This is a genomic window from Paenibacillus sp. GQ49 (genome assembly GCF_059759055.1).
Genome location: NZ_JCAXEL010000020.1, coordinates 22,680 through 38,719 on the forward strand (window position 1 = coordinate 22,680; position 16,040 = coordinate 38,719).

Annotated in this window: 13 protein-coding genes; all 13 read left to right on the forward strand. The window is 46.6% G+C overall.

What is annotated here, in order from left to right:
- Nucleotides 1–21: 21 nt before the first annotated feature.
- On the forward strand, nt 22–189 hold the full coding sequence (locus AC6CIF_RS25595) for a hypothetical protein (RefSeq protein ID WP_498202044.1): 168 nt from the start codon (nt 22–24) through the stop codon (nt 187–189).
- 265 nt (nt 190–454) lie between these two features.
- Entirely contained in the window at nt 455–961 is a 507-nt protein-coding gene (locus tag AC6CIF_RS25600; RefSeq protein ID WP_105601829.1) for a type 1 glutamine amidotransferase domain-containing protein, read from the forward strand.
- 104 nt (nt 962–1,065) lie between these two features.
- Nucleotides 1,066–1,512 carry a hypothetical protein gene (locus AC6CIF_RS25605; protein WP_498202045.1) on the forward strand — a complete coding sequence of 149 codons (447 nt, stop codon included), beginning with the start codon at nt 1,066–1,068 and terminating at the stop codon, nt 1,510–1,512.
- A 626-nt stretch (nt 1,513–2,138) separates the two neighbouring features.
- Nucleotides 2,139–3,407: an SEC-C metal-binding domain-containing protein gene (locus AC6CIF_RS25610; protein WP_498202046.1), complete on the forward strand. Its 1,269-nt coding sequence runs from the start codon at nt 2,139–2,141 to the stop codon at nt 3,405–3,407.
- A gap of 781 nt (nt 3,408–4,188) precedes the next feature.
- Nucleotides 4,189–5,442, forward strand: coding sequence for a histidine--tRNA ligase (gene hisS, locus AC6CIF_RS25615; RefSeq protein WP_221824756.1), 1,254 nt, complete (start codon nt 4,189–4,191; stop codon nt 5,440–5,442).
- 214 nt (nt 5,443–5,656) lie between these two features.
- Nucleotides 5,657–7,435: an aspartate--tRNA ligase gene (gene aspS, locus AC6CIF_RS25620; RefSeq protein WP_498202047.1), complete on the forward strand. Its 1,779-nt coding sequence runs from the start codon at nt 5,657–5,659 to the stop codon at nt 7,433–7,435.
- Between the two features lie 18 nt (nt 7,436–7,453).
- Complete coding sequence (locus AC6CIF_RS25625; RefSeq protein ID WP_076320351.1) at nt 7,454–8,212, forward strand: tRNA threonylcarbamoyladenosine dehydratase; 759 nt, start codon at nt 7,454–7,456, stop codon at nt 8,210–8,212.
- A gap of 438 nt (nt 8,213–8,650) precedes the next feature.
- The gene (locus tag AC6CIF_RS25630; protein WP_498202048.1) at nt 8,651–9,949 is read left to right on the forward strand and encodes an NCS2 family permease; all 1,299 of its coding nucleotides are present in this window, start codon (nt 8,651–8,653) and stop codon (nt 9,947–9,949) included.
- 85 nt (nt 9,950–10,034) lie between these two features.
- On the forward strand, nt 10,035–11,834 hold the full coding sequence (locus tag AC6CIF_RS25635; RefSeq protein WP_498202049.1) for an ABC transporter ATP-binding protein: 1,800 nt from the start codon (nt 10,035–10,037) through the stop codon (nt 11,832–11,834).
- 146 nt (nt 11,835–11,980) lie between these two features.
- Entirely contained in the window at nt 11,981–12,646 is a 666-nt protein-coding gene (locus AC6CIF_RS25640) for a TetR/AcrR family transcriptional regulator (RefSeq protein WP_498202050.1), read from the forward strand.
- Nucleotides 12,647–12,682: 36 nt separating this feature from the next.
- Nucleotides 12,683–13,474 carry a DUF4097 family beta strand repeat-containing protein gene (locus AC6CIF_RS25645; protein WP_498202051.1) on the forward strand — a complete coding sequence of 264 codons (792 nt, stop codon included), beginning with the start codon at nt 12,683–12,685 and terminating at the stop codon, nt 13,472–13,474.
- A 39-nt stretch (nt 13,475–13,513) separates the two neighbouring features.
- Nucleotides 13,514–13,684 carry a hypothetical protein gene (locus AC6CIF_RS25650; protein ID WP_405170499.1) on the forward strand — a complete coding sequence of 57 codons (171 nt, stop codon included), beginning with the start codon at nt 13,514–13,516 and terminating at the stop codon, nt 13,682–13,684.
- 135 nt (nt 13,685–13,819) lie between these two features.
- Complete coding sequence (locus AC6CIF_RS25655; RefSeq protein ID WP_498202052.1) at nt 13,820–16,000, forward strand: HelD family protein; 2,181 nt, start codon at nt 13,820–13,822, stop codon at nt 15,998–16,000.
- The last annotated feature ends 40 nt before the right edge of the window (nt 16,001–16,040 follow it).

The following is a 16,040-nucleotide window of genomic DNA, read 5'->3' on the forward strand; positions in this document are numbered from 1 at the left end:
CAAAGGAGTATCCATCCAATTATGCGCCAATCTGCGAAAGAAACACGTAACCGTACAGAACCTTTGTTACTCCCTGGCAACCTGAATGAATCATTGCACCTTGCCCGTTCGGCTGCTGAGTATGTTGCAACGATCTGGGCACTTCAAGATTCGGACAAAGGGAAGCAGAGTCATCTTCCGCGATCTTGAATGTTTATACAGGAATATAAACACCCGATATTTGGATTATACAGATTCTAAAAAGTCCTGATTCCTTCCCGAATCAGGATTTTTTGTCGTGAGTTGATTATTTTAAGTATTGGTTTGACGACTTCGTTACAAAATGAAATTACACCCAATTGTTATAAATTGCTCTGGTGAGGGTAATAACAAAACGAGGCACAACGAAGTGCCAATATACTGCAAGACCCGATTTTATAAAGAAAGTTCGAACACGGAAAGGAGAACATACGTTATGAGTAAAGTTGCTTTTTTATTGGCGAATGACTTTGAAGATTCGGAGATGCAGGTCCCGTATGACGAAGTAAAAAAAGCTGGACATGAAGTGGAGATTATCGGATTAAAAGCCGGTGAGACCCTTAAAGGTAAAGGAGGAAAGGCCTCCTATACCACAGATAAGGCGATTGGTGATGCATCCGCTTCAGATTATGATGCAGTCGTAATTCCTGGTGGATCATCCCCTGAGAATTTGCGAACGGATGCGCACATCTTGAAGTTTGTCACCGAGATCAATAGTGCGAAGAAACCAATTGCAGCGATCTGCCATGGTCCGCAAATTTTAGCTAGTGCCGGTCTGTTGAAAGGCCGCACCATTACATCCTATCCACCACTTAAGGATGACATGGTAAACGCAGGAGCAGAGTTCAAGGATCATGAGGCCGTTGTGGATGGAAACTATATTACATCCCGAACACCCGAAGATGAGCCAGCGTTTGTACGTGAACTGCTAAAAGTTATATAACTTCACCCAGTTCAACTGACATACATGGATGTACCTTAATTACGTTACGTCGTGACGTTTATAAACTTCACGTTGCATTTCATTCCGAAAAAGGAGGGTTTGACATGACAAAACATATTCAGGCGTATTTTCGAACCGAAGATGAGGCAGAGGGCGCAAGAACTTCACTTCAGACGTTCCGTACAGAGCATTTAGAAGTAGGTCAGCTCGATAGTGCGATAGGTAGAGACACGCGTGTTATGGTGCCACTGGTGCCTTATAATACAGCAGGTGGCGTAGGTACCAACGGAGCAATGGGTGTAGGTGCAGCCCCTGGTGTTCCAGCCAGCGAAAATGTGATCCCTGTAGTAGCCGATGTGGACCGTGATGCAGAACGGGATACTCGTGACAGAGTGAATGAGGATGGAGACATGCTGAATGCTTCGGATGTGTCTTCGGCCGATTATGATGATCTGCATTATGTTCTGTCTGCCAAAGTAAGGGATGAGGATTATGACGAGATTGTTCATAAGCTTCGTTCCAACCATGCCTATGTGGAAGAGTTGAATTAACGTGTAGATACTTCTAGGCCCTTGCACTGCTTGACTATAGAGTCGAGTAATGTGCAAGGGTTTTTCAATTATAAATATATTAAAAAACACAATTATAAAGCGCTATCATTTTTGTAATATTACTGTAATATTAGTTACATAAGCCTTTAACATAGTGGGCTTATAATAACACACATGACCCCCTTTTTTTATATATCCTTTGAGCCTGCACACCGTGTGCAGGCTATTTTTTTGAGCTGAGAATGTATATGTTTTGGGCGAAGCTTACCCCTTTTATCAATTTTTGCTAGAATAGAGCAATGGGTTTAAATTTTCTGAAGCGAATTGTTCTCATAGTTGGGCTACATTGGACGTAAATCAAGCTTCCTGCGATTGGGCTCAGGCCAAACCAATCCTAAGACAGAGAGTATGGGGAACTCATTGCCAGAGTGATCGGTCATATTCCAGATGAACATATACTCGCTGAAACGGCCCCGCCCTTATATTATAGGGCGGGGCAGCCGTTTCTACTTAATCGCTGGAAATTGAAAGTTATATAGAATGCCTCATTTGAGATGACACCTATAGTGATAAAGCTACGTGTTCTCAGGTGAATGGCTAGAGACAAATTTAAGGGGGAATTAGTTTTGAGTAAGGTTGGAAGAAATGATCTATGCCCATGCGGAAGTGGGAAAAAATATAAGAAATGTTGTCTGAATAAGGAGCCCTCTGCGGTAGAATCCATACTGGGGCTGATATCAACGGAACAACCGGTCCGGGAAGCTCCCATTCAGCCTGAGAGCAAGCTGACCTTGACCAAGCTGAACAAGATGGTGGCGAGCGAACTGAAATGGGAGCATCCGACTCACGAACAGCTGGCCCTGCAGCTTATTGAGAACATGAAGGGCCAATACGAGCCGGAGCTGATTTTGGAAGCTCTGATGTTATGGAACGGCTATTCCCGTCAGACCAGCCCAACTGTGAAGAAGACAGGTTCGTTCTGTGCGGCAATTGAGTATTTGCTGTCCGAGGAATACGGATTCAATGTCTCAAAGCCTGAGCTGGCTGATAAATATGAGGTAACGACTGGCACAATCTCCCGGAAGGTTAAGGAGATGTCTAATTACATCGAAGTCTACGGCATGGGCGGCGAAACGGACGAGTTATTGATACTGAACAGTCCAGCCACATCAAAGGACAAAGCACAAGCTCTCCTGGATAAGGCGAGGGAAGCCAGTTCTTCCAAACGGAGAGTACAGCTGGCCGAAACAGCGTTGGAGATGTATCCTGACAGTTCTGATGCGCATCTCGTCCTGGCTGAGGAATCAGACAATGAGCAAGATGCACGATCTTACCTCAAGGAAGGAATCGCTGCTGGCAAACGTGAACTGGGCGAACTGTTCTTTGAGGAGAACAAAGGGGACTTCTGGGGGCTTCATGAGACTCGTCCCTATATCCGGATATGCAAAAGCTATGCCGAATCCTGCTGGTTTGGCGGAGATACCAAAGAAGCAGCACAGATCCTGGAGCATATTCTAGAGCTTAATACGGAAGACAATACCGGAGCACGTTACCTGCTCGCTGCTGTGTATTTGTACAGTAACCAATTGGATCAGGCAGAGCGATTGCTGGAGGAGTATGGAAGAGATGACGCCGCAACTGCCTTTGCCTATGACAAGATCATTCTCGAGTATAAGAAAAACGGAATCACCTCCCAGCTCAAAATGCTGTATCGTGTGGCCCGGGGTGTGAACAAACATGTGCCTGATTACCTGTTGGGTTTGAAGCGGCTGCCGCATAACCTCCCTGACTTTGTCGGAATGGGCGACTCCGACGAAGCGATTGAATATGTCATTATGCATTCCCGTTTATGGGCGAGCGCGCCGGATCTGTTGAAGTGGATGCTGCAACAATAGAGAAATATGAAGCGAATAGAAGTTGGAATTCATATGATGAATCCAGCTTCTATTATCCGTGATTTTTGTGTACGTCCCATCCCGTGCAGCGTGTGAGCAAATTTTTTAGAGCTATCTTTTCGTGTTAACCCTTGACTTTAGCACTGCGGTTCATTACAATCAGAAAATAATACGTTGACTATAGTCAATACAAGTCGATTTTTGAACTACATTACTGATTTGATGACGGGACCAAGTACTCCGTGCCCACATGACCAGAGAGGAATCCCTAGGCTGTAAGGATTCTCTTGATGAGCGGACGAATGACTTCCTCGAGAACAGACGGCGAACACAGCAGTGATGATCTGTTGACCAGTAGCTGGCCTGCGCAGGACGTGCGTTATACGTAGAGCGGAATATCTGCTTGATCAGATTGCCTTGGGCAAACCTGAATCATCAGAGATCACCTGAACGGCTAAAGTGTCAGGTTTCCGGAATGTGGGTGGTACCACGGGTGAATGTATATTACACAATCTCTCGTCCCTTTGTTTGCTGTATACACAGCGACAGGGCGAGGGATTTTTTTGTTATATAAGTTGATTTAAAAGAAATACACGAAAACGGAGAGGGCAGAAAAAACCTGTAAAAGCGAAGCGTTCGCCTTTATCACCGGATTTCCACATTATAAAATTAATTCAAAAAATCTGGGGATAACAGCGATTGTAAGGTTGTTCTGCCCGCGCAGTGATCACGTGTAGAATTTTTTAACTTTTAGAGAAAAATCAATGCTGGAGGGATCAAGATGGCTTTTCAAAAACCGACTGGAACGCAGGACTTACTGCCTGGAGTTGTCGAGAAATGGCAGTACGTAGAAGAAAAAGCACGAGATCTGTGTCGAAGGTTTAATTACCGTGAGATTCGTACACCGATCTTCGAACAGACTTCTTTATTTGTACGCGGTGTAGGAGAGACTACCGATATCGTTGAGAAAGAAATGTATACCTTTGATGACAAAGGCAATCGAAGCATGACTCTTCGTCCGGAGGGAACAGCGGGTGTTGTCCGTGCGTATGTAGAGAATAAAATCTACGGTGAACCGGATGTGAGCAAGCTCTATTACATCGGTCCGATGTTCCGGTATGAGCGTCCGCAGGCAGGCCGTCAGCGTCAGTTCCACCAGTTTGGCGTAGAAGCCATCGGTGCGCTGGACCCGGCAATTGATGCCGAAGTAATCGCACTGGGCTACCAATTGTGCGTAGAGCTCGGCTTGAAGGATGTCAAAGTGGAGATCAACTCCGTTGGTAACTCAACCAGCCGTGCAGAATATCGTGAGACGTTACTTGGATTCCTTAGACCGATGAAAGACAGCCTGTGCAAGGACTGCCAGTCACGCATGGAGCGTAATCCGCTGCGTGTGCTCGACTGCAAAGTCGACCAGGACAAATTTGTAGGGGCACCGTCCATACTGGATAGCCTGGATGAAGAGTCTTTGAACCACTTTGCCAAGCTGCAGTCATACCTGGATGATTTCGGTGTGGATTATGCTGTGAATAATCGTCTGGTGCGGGGCTTGGATTACTACACACTGACTGCTTTTGAATTAAAAGCCCAAGGTATTGGAGCGATAGATACGGTTGGCGGCGGTGGTCGGTACAATGGTCTGGTTGGAGATATCGGCGGACCTGATCAGCCTGGCATCGGCTTCGGTATTGGTCTGGAGCGTATCCAACTGATTCTGGAACACCAAAATATTGAGGTTACTACATTGGCTCCACTGGATGTATACTTTGTTGCTCTGGGAGAGGCAGCTGATCGTGAAGTAAACCGTCTGTTGTTCAAACTTCGTCAGTCTGGACTGTCTGGGGAACGTGATTATCTGGGCCGCAAGATGAAAGCACAGATGAAATCAGCTGATCGTTTCAAATCCCGCTATACTGCCATCCTTGGTGATGACGAGCTGGAGCGTGGTGAGATTGCCCTCAAGTCGATGGATACAGGTGAACAACAAACCGTGAAGCTGGATGATCTGGTAGCGGCTATACGCGAGGGTAAATAAGCACGAAGTGTTACATTAAGTCTTAAACATTCAAGTAAAACAATTGATCCGGCAAAATTACTGAGGTTCATCGACGTTTCCAAATTAAGCGGAAGTTGGCGAGCCAGAGGTAACATGCCTTTTCGAATACATGGTCTACACGTAACCGGACTGTTGAAGAGCAGGCACTAACTGCCCATACAGAACGGAAATTCACATAATGAGGAGTTTGGTTATGAAAAGAAGTCATCATTGCGGCGCATTAACACCCGCACACATCGGTGAAACAGTAACATTGAACGGTTGGGTTCAGACCCGCCGTGACTTGGGGGGCGTACTCTTCATCGACCTGCGTGACCGCAGCGGGATTGTACAAGTTGTCTTTAACCCGGCTTATTCCGGTGAAGCTCTGCAAATCGCAGATCGCGTACGTAGCGAGTATGTTATCGCTGTAACGGGTAAAGTTGTTAAACGTGATGCAGAAACAGTTAACAAAAACCTGCCTACTGGCGAAATTGAAGTTCAAATTACAGAAATCGAAGTGCTGAACGCAGCCAAAACACCTCCATTCTTCATTGAAGATGGTGTCGAAGTTGATGAATCCCTTCGTTTGAAATATCGTTACCTGGACCTGCGTCGTCCGGAAATGTTCGAAACACTGAAACTGCGTTCCAAAGCATCCAAAGTGTTCCGGGACTACCTGGATGGAGAAGAGTTCGTTGAAGTGGAAACACCGATCCTGACTAAGAGCTCCCCGGAAGGTGCGCGTGATTATCTCGTACCGAGCCGTGTGCATGAAGGTGAATTCTTCGCTTTGCCACAATCACCGCAAATCTACAAACAATTGCTGATGGTGGGTGGCGTTGAGCGTTATTATCAGATCGCTCGCTGTTTCCGGGATGAGGATCTGCGTGCAGACCGTCAACCAGAATTCACTCAAGTCGACATCGAGACTTCTTTCTTGCAACAGGATGACCTGTTGCCAATGATGGAAGAACTGATGGCCAAATTGCTGCGTGAAACGAAAGGCATTGAGCTGGAGCTGCCTTTCCAACGGATTACGTATGCAGATGCAATGGGTAAATATGGTTCAGACAAACCAGATCTGCGCTTTGGTATGGAACTGGTTGAAATGAACGATATCGTAGCAAACAGTGGTGTAAAAGTATTTGCTTCTGTCATCGAAAAAGGTGGAGAAGTGAAAGTGCTGAACGCTAAAGGCTGTGGCACATGGAGCCGTAAAGAGATCGATGATCTCGGACCATTTGCTGCACGTTTCGGTGCGAAAGGTCTGGCTTGGATTCAAGTGAAAGACGGCGAGTTCAAAGGGCCAATCGTGAAGTTCTTCACGCCTGAAGAAATCGAAGCTGTCAAAGAACGTACTGGTGCTGAAGATGGCGACTTGTTGCTCTTCTCCGCAGACACGAAAAAAGTGGTTGCTGACGTTCTGGGCGCATTGCGTCTGAAAATCGGCCGTCAACTCGGACTGATCGATGACAGCAAATTCAAATTTGCTTGGGTTGTGGACTTCCCACTCCTCGGATATGATGAAGATGCAAAACGTTATGTGGCAGAACACCATCCGTTCACACGTCCAAAAGACGAAGATGTACATCTCTTTGACACTGATCCGGGTGCAATCCGCGCTCAAGCCTATGACCTTGTTCTCAATGGTTATGAAGTAGGTGGCGGTTCGATGCGTATCTACAAACGTGATGTTCAGGAAAAAATGTTTGCTGCCCTTGGACTCTCACCAGAAGTAGCGAATGAGAAATTCGGCTATCTGTTGGAAGCATTCGAATATGGAACTCCACCACATGGTGGTATTGCCTTTGGTCTGGACCGTCTCGTCATGCTGCTGGCAGGCCGTACGAATCTGCGTGAAACGATTGCCTTCCCGAAAACGGCAAGTGCAACGGATCTGCTCATGAATGCACCTTCTGAAGTGGATGACTCACAATTGGAACAACTTCACATCCGCGTAGCTCGTAAACCGGTAGCGGAAAAGAAATAAAGGAGGCATCGATTCTCAATGCTCCATCAATTTTCAAGAACAGAACTTGCGATCGGACCTGAAGGTCTGGACACGCTGAAGAATAGTACAGTGGCTGTGCTCGGTATTGGCGGCGTAGGTGGTATTGCTGTAGAAGCTCTTGCCCGTAGCGGCGTTGGGCGCATCATCCTGATTGATAAAGACGTCGTGGACATCACCAACATTAACCGCCAGATTCATGCGCTGACCACGACAGTGGGGCAGAAGAAAGCGGATCTGATGGTGGAACGTGTGAAGCTGATCAATCCGGAATGTGATGCGATTGCCCTGAATATGTTTTACACGGAAGAAACGTATGAGGAATTGTTCAAATATGAACTGGATTATGTGCTGGATGCATCCGACACGATTATCTACAAAATCCATCTCATTAAAGAGTGCCTTAAACGTAAAATTCCGATGATTTCCAGCATGGGTGCGGCGAATAAAATGGATCCAACGAAATTCCAGGTTGCGGATATTTCGAAAACGACCATGGACCCGATTGCCCGTGTTGTGCGTACCACACTTCGTAAAGACGGCATTAAAAAAGGCGTGAAAGTGGTCTTCTCGACTGAAAAGCCGATGAAACCGCGTGAGGACGTAACACAGAAAATTGTTCCCGAGAATGCTCCGGAAATTCGTAAGGCTAAACAGCCACCTGCGAGTAACTCATTTGTGCCTCCAGTAGCTGGACTGATTATGGTCAGTGTTGCGATTAAGGATTTGTTAGAGATTGCAGAGAACAAGCAGCAGTAACTTGTTGCTAACTGAAGAAGCGTGGATGCTGATAAGGCATCTGCGCTTTTTTGTGTGATCATACTTCGCAAGACCGGAGCGGATGGGACGTCAATCGTCTATGATAGCCGAACTGTATTCATAGATAAATGTCAGAGTTACGTCATGTACTTCAAAGTCAAAACCGTGTATGATATTCACTGCTGCGCGAAATGATGATACATACATAATGAATTTACGGCCATATAGGTTCAACTTAACTTTTTACACGAGAACGGAGAGGACAGAAAAAAGCTGGAGAAGCGAAGCGTTCGCCTTTATCACCGGATTTTCCCCTTGGAGAAGGAAATGCAAAAAATCTGGGGATAACAGCGATCGAAAGGTTATTCTGTCATCGGAGTGGCAAGTGTAAACATTCTTTAGTTGAATTTATAATTAGAGAGAGGGGAATAGAACGAAATGAAACACGGATGGATGACCAGACGTCTTGGCATGGAGCCAGGAGACCAGTGGAAAAAGGAAGTTGTGGCGGGAGCCATTTCCTATTTTGCCGTGGTCTACATCGTTATGGTCAATGCTACAATTCTTTCCGATGCCGGTATGCCCTTGCAGGCGGCCATGGTTGGAACCCTGCTGACGTCCATTGCAGGCTGTTTGCTCATGGCATTTGGCGGAAAATCACCGATTATCGTAGTACCCGGAATGGGGATTAATGCATTTTTCACGTATACACTTGTACATTCCATGAAATTAAGCTGGCAAGAAGCGCTGGCCGTTGTAACCGTTACAGGTATACTGTTTGCCATTGTTGCGTTTACGTCACTATACAAAATGATCAGCGAAGCAATCCCGAAAAATCTGCAGCATGGCATTACGGTCGGGATTGGTTTGTTTCTGACATTTATCGGTTTGCAAAAAAGTGGAATCGTTATCGCACATCAGACCACGTTTGTTGCGATTGGGCATTTCAATGATCCCAATGTCATTACAGCCTGCGTTACGCTGGTGCTTGCCTTGATTTTATTTATACGTAACGTACAGGGTGGACTTCTGATCAGTATTCTGGTCGGGACAGGTCTTGCCTATGTACTTGGTGCAGTGAACCCGGGTGAGTCCGTATCAGCGATGGATGCGCTGCGTCAATACGGCGGCTTGTTTGGCGAATTATCTTTGATGAAACTGGCTGATGTCGCATTCTGGATCGCGGTATTTTTGCTACTGCTCATTGTGGTGTTCGAAAATATCGGATTAATTACCGCTCAGACACAGATGATTGGTCGTCCAGAGCGGTTCAAAGGAAGTCTGCGTGCTCTGTCCATTAGTACCGTGCTGGCAGGTATATTCGGAAGTAGTCCTCCGGTTGCTGCAGCCGAGACTACAGCCGGAATTGCGGCAGGCGGTCGCACAGGTTTAACTCCGCTCGTTACAGCCGTTTTGTTTGGGATGACCTTCTTCTTCATCCCACTGCTCGGTTATATTCCAGACAGTGCGATTGCACCCATTTTGATCATTATTGGTGGCCTGATGGTGCAAGGTGTGAAGGATATGGACTTTGGTGACTTTACAGAGGCTTTCCCAGCATTTCTAATCATGGTCATGATTCCATTTACATATAGCATCGTGGATGGTATGGCGTTTGGATTTATTGCCTATCCACTAGCGAAGCTGGCAGCAGGTCAAGGTAAACAGGTGCCTGTGGTCATGTATGGCATTTCCATCCTCTTTTTAGCCAATTTTGTGTTACATGGTATCTTGTAAAGCTGTGTTATACAACAAAAGGCAACGTCATGTAATTTCATACGTATGATCTCTGGTGAGCAGATGGAGAACGGGAGGAACGGGAATGGAAGAGCAGCAACAAACAGGGCAGAATGAACCGAAGGTAGGAAAAAAGGGATTTAAGGATTTCGTCAAGCTTATCGCTTCTACGAACCCGCCAAAACTGATCCTGATTCTGGCCCTCATTTTAACCCTGATTCAAACGGCGGCCGGACTGATTGTGCCACTGATGACCAAAGGTCTGATTGATGGACTTACCACTTCGGCACTGAACAAATCTGTTATTTTATTGTTACTCGGGGCATTTGTGATTCAAGCGATTGCCTCAGGTATCAGCATTTATATGTTAAATTACGCCGGACAACGCGTGGTCGCAACGCTTCGCACCAAGCTGTGGAACAAGGTATTGTCGCTGCGAATGCCGTATTTCGATCGCAATCGCACAGGCGATACCATGAGCCGAATTACGAATGATACAAGCCAGATCATGACATTGATCGCAGACTATCTGGTTTCCTTTGTGTCCAACATCGTTGCTGTAGTGGGTGGTGTGGCGTTACTGTTCTATTTGGATTGGGTGATGTCGCTCATTATTCTGAGTCTGGTGCCACTTACGCTGTTGATCCTGTTGCCGGTGGGTAAGAAGATGTACAAGATCTCCAAGAAGCAGCAGGACGAGATGGCAGGTCTTACATCCGTACTCAGTCAGGTTATTGGCGAAATCCGATTAGTCAAAGCCTATGGTACGGAGAAACAGGAAGTGGAAGCAGGGGATTCCCGGATTCGTAAAATGTTCGCTTTTGGCTTGCAGGAAGCACGCATTCTTGCTCTGATCGGCCCCTTGTTTACATTTGTCATGACTGCCGTTCTAGTCGTTATTCTGGGTGTGGGGGGAATGCGCGTAGCGTCTGGACTGTTGTCGCCTGGTGAACTGGTTGCGTTCATATTGCTGTTGTTCCAGGTCATTATGCCAATGGGACAATTCACGACGTTATACTCCCGTTTGCAAAAAGTCGTAGGTGCAACGGAGCGCATACAAGCGATCCTTGCTGATGAGGAAGAGCCGCATGACAGCACCAAGGTAGCTCCAAAAGGAAATGAGACGATTGCATTCCATGATGTACACTTTTCCTATGTTACAGGTGAGGAAGTGCTGCACGGAATCAATCTGACGGTACCTACACAAAAAGTGACAGCCATTGTCGGTCCAAGCGGTAGCGGCAAATCAACACTGTTCTCCTTGATGGAGCAGTTCTATATGCCCGATTCAGGCCATATTTCATATGGGGGACAAGCGATAACGGATTATTCTTTGTCTTCTTGGCGCAGTAAGATCGGGTATGTGTCTCAGGAAAGTCCCCTCATGGCGGGTACGATCAAAGACAACATCACGTACGGATTAGGTCGTGAGGTCACGATGGATGAGATCCGACGAGCTGCTGAGATGGCCTATACTGCCGACTTTATCGACAAGCTGCCACAGGGCTATGACACGGAAGTGGGCGAGAGGGGAATCAAGTTATCCGGGGGCCAACGTCAGCGGATTGCTATTGCTCGTGCCTTACTGCGCAGTCCGGATATTCTTATGTTGGATGAAGCGACATCCAGTCTGGACAGCACCTCGGAGTATGAAGTACAGCAAGCATTGTCCAATCTGATGGAAGGAAGAACTACGATCGTGATCGCGCACCGATTGTCCACAGTGGTGGATTCCGATCAGATTGTTGTATTGGAGCATGGGCATGTTACCGGAACAGGAACTCATACCGAATTAATTAGCAATCATCCGGTATACCGTGAATTAGCGCAGAAACAGTTTGTGGCACAGGAAGGCAATGCAACTACAGTACAAAACGAAGAGTAATTCTCATTAATGCAGGGTCTCCGTTATACCCATGAGGTATTTCAACGGAGATCCTTTTTCTTTTTCTGAAATTCCTCATATTGACAGTAAGACCAACATACTCTATATTATAGATACCGACCGTTGGTATGTATAAGGAGGAACTTATGGCCAGAAATAAATACCCTGAGCAGACACTGGACCTGATTCTGGCAGTCTCAACTCAAATGTTTACTGAAAAGGGATATGAAAAGACCAGTATTCAAGACATTATAGATGAATTAGGTATGTCTAAAGGTGCGATATATCATCATTTCAAGTCCAAGGAGGATATCCTTAGTGCAGTGATGGAGAAGGAGCTCGGGCGGGCAGAAGACATGTTTATGGAACTCATCCAGAACACGCATGCTCCGAATGCCAGACAGAAGCTCATCAGTATTTTGGAAAATATTATCGTTGATCCTGGAATTCAGTCCAACTCAATTGATCAGGTTCTTAGCACTCAGATCAAGAATCCGCAGTTTGTTCTTGGAGGGATCAGAAAAGGTGTTCTGAAGGATGCACGAATTATTGCCAATATTATGGAACAAGGCAAGGAAGATGGGTCCATTTCAGTCGAATATCCGCTGGAGTGTGCTGAAATCTTCATGCTGCTTGTTAACATTTGGATCAACCCTCTTCTATTTGGCAGAGATCAGGAGCAGACATTGGAAAGGCTTAAGTTTTTGCAACACATGATGAAGCTCTTGGGAGCAGATATCGTTAGCGAACAGCTCATTCAGCGAATTACGAATCGGCATGCCAGCACGGGAGGGTATGTGGAGGCGGAATAAACATATACCTGATTGTTTGAAATGGAGAGGGAGAAGATGTTGAAAAGTAGTGAGCTTGCCATATACAAGAGCATAGACATTGATCAACCCATTCATGATGTACAGTTAAATTGGTTGTCAGGAGATATCAGAGTTCTTCCGAGTGTGGATGAACAGATTCACGTTATGCAATATGCGGATGCGTGGTTTTCCAAGCGAAGGCTGATGCAAGTTAACATACGAGGGGATACCTTAAGCATTGTGGACGGGAGAAAAGGGGGAGGACTCATCGGGTTAAATGTAGGTAGAACAGCATTGAAGATTCATGTACCAGCTCGGGTTTTTAACAGTATTTCGCTGATCTCCACAGGAGGACACCTCCGGTTGAATCGGCTTCTGGCCACTCGCTGTCAATGTAAGATCACCTCAGGTCGTGTAGATCTATCAGGGAGGATGGATGAGCTTGAACTGTGCGCATTGGCATCCGTAGTGAAAGGGCAGCACCTTAGTGCAGATAAATTCAATCTTCAATCCCATTCAGCCAAGATCGACATTTCGGGGGAGTTTAGTCACTTGCAAATTACCACAATAGGCAGAAAATTAAATATGGACTGTCTCAAGATGCCAGAGAAATTACATTCCGTATCCACAGGGGCAAAGGCAGTGGTTTCCATCCCAGATAACGAAGGTTTCCAAATTATACTTAAAGAAAGATCAGGAGCATTAAAAAGTGAATTTGATCTGACTCCCTTTCATGGGGACAGCAATAATCTAATACACAAAAGTGGAAAAAGTGAATTCCAAGTGGATATTCGAGGAGGAGCTTTTCATCTGAAATCCAGGAAATGAGACACCGATCGTGTACTGAAAACAAAGGGGGCAGATATCATGGCTGGTTGGATCGTAGGAATTAGCTTTTCCTCCATCGTACTGCTAATTGGGATTAACGGCGCATTGAACGGCAGGCGCAGGCAGGCCAGAAACAAGTGGGCCTGGTGGTTTATTTTGTTTGGTTGTTGTGCGCTTGTCAGTGCCATCATTAATTATCAATTCAGATGAGCTCATGTCTTACAAAAGTAAGCCAACAAAACGGATGTGGCTTTCAATTGCCCTATGTGATATAGTAAGTATCCTTTTGTATTTCCAGATCTAGGTGATGCAGAGCAAAACATATTCTTAGGAGGTAACTGAAACATGTCAGACAGCTTTCAAAGTGCCTATCAAGAAGAAGAGTACAGGTTAGAGCGAACGATGGAGGAAGTGGACAGTCAGTTGGAACGACTGCAGAACATTCCGGTGTATACCGGCCACGACTTCACAGAACAAGTGCTGGAAGCTGGACGCGAAGAGCGCCGCACCGCCTTGTCCAAGAGCGCGCAGCAACCCTATTTCGGACGCTTGGATTTCGAAGAACAGGGCAGTGGTGCACGGAAACCGCTGTATATTGGCAAAATCGGCGTAGACCGCGAAGAGGTGGGAGAGCATCCGCTCGTCATCGACTGGCGTGCTCCTGTCGCAAGCCTGTTTTACTCATTTACCGGAGGGGAAGCCTCCGCTACGTATGAAGCCCCGGAAGGGCTTATTGAAGGTCTCGTATATCTGAAACGAAACGTTGTCATTCGACAGCGGATATTGGAACGTGTGGCGGATACATATAACCGTGACAGCGACCAGCCAGCGGTATCTGATGAATTCCTCGTTTATCGTCTGGGAGAGAACAAGGACAACAAACTGCGTGATATCGTATCGACGATTCAGGCGGAGCAGGATCTAATTATTCGTGCGGCGCGAAATACCGCATTAATTATTCAAGGTGTAGCCGGATCCGGGAAAACAACGGTTGCCCTGCATCGGCTTGCCTTTTTGCTATATCAGTACAAGGAGCAGGTATCTGCAGAGAAAATGGTTATTTTTGCACCCAACCACATGTTCCTGGATTACATCTCGGATGTGCTTCCGGAACTTGGAGTAGGGGACATCCAGCAACGGACATTCCCGGATTGGGCGATGAACTTGCTGGGGCTGGAGATGCCTTTGGCGAATACGTCGGATACATTGAACACCTGGTTCGAAACTCCAGATGCACGACCTGAATTGAATGATGATGTACCTGGACGTTACAAAGGGTCCATCCGCTTCATGGAGCTTATTCGAGAGTGGCTCTCGGGGATGGAAGCGGATTCCGTACCGGATATGGACTTCAGTCCATGGGATGGTAAGGTGCTCAGCAAGACGGAGATCGAGAACTGGTTCGGTGAGGAATACAAACATTATCCGCTGGCCAAACGCAAAGAACGGGTCATGGCGCGAGTTCACCGCTGGATTGAGATGGAACTTAAGAAACCGATGCCAGAAGCTGTGCGCAAAGAACGCAAGAAAAAAGCATCTACTCGTGAGAAAGCTTATGCCAAAAAATGGCCTCAATATGAGCCGCTTACGTTATACAAACAACTGTTCAAAGCTTCAAAGGGTGGTTCTGTGCCAGCCTCGCTCAGCGGGCTTATCCCCAAAGGCGTAATGAAACAAACGGCAGCAGATCTGAAACAGGATATCGTCCGTGAGGAGGATCTGCCTGCATTGGTATATATTCATACATTGGTTCATGATATTGAGGGTTCGGAGCGGTTCGATCATGTCGTGATCGATGAAGCGCAGGACTTTTCACCATTCCATGTGGCGTTATTGGATCAGTTCGTCAAAGGGCATTCCTTCACCATACTGGGTGACTTGTCCCAAGGCATTCATGAGTACCGTGGTGTTCATGCGTGGGAAGAGATGAGTTCTCTGTTTCCTGAGGAACAGAATGCATACTTTGCATTAACCCGAAGTTATCGTTCAACGATGGAAATTATCGACTATGCCAATACGATTCTGGAACGTGGCGTCAAGAGCGGAATTACGGCGATTCCTGTTTTCCGTAGTGGTGATCCGGTTCGGACGTTGGCTTATGGAGGGGAAGGGCGGACGGCGAGTCTGGAGCAGGCTTTGAAGCTGTTAACGGTCAAAGACTACCGAACGGTCTCCATCCTGACCCGTACACTGCATGAAGCAGAGGAACTTCATCGTGAACTTCAGGACGCAGGCTGGGATCTAAACCTGATCGATGGTGGCAAAAAGCAGTACACTGGTGGACACTCCGTTTTACCGGTCTATCTGTCCAAAGGGTTGGAGTTTGATGCCGTTATTGTGGCAGACGTAGACCAGAAGCATTATTTGCCCAATGCGGGTGATGCAAAGCTGTTGTACGTTGGTTGTACACGGGCCTTGCACGAATTGTGGTTGTTCCACGAGGGTGAACTGCCGATCTATGCGGCTGCAACACATAATCCCTATGGCGAACCCGTAACCATTCAGGGTTGGCCAGAGCTTGGTTAGATAAAGTTTGCATATACAACAAAAGGCATGAAGTTCATGG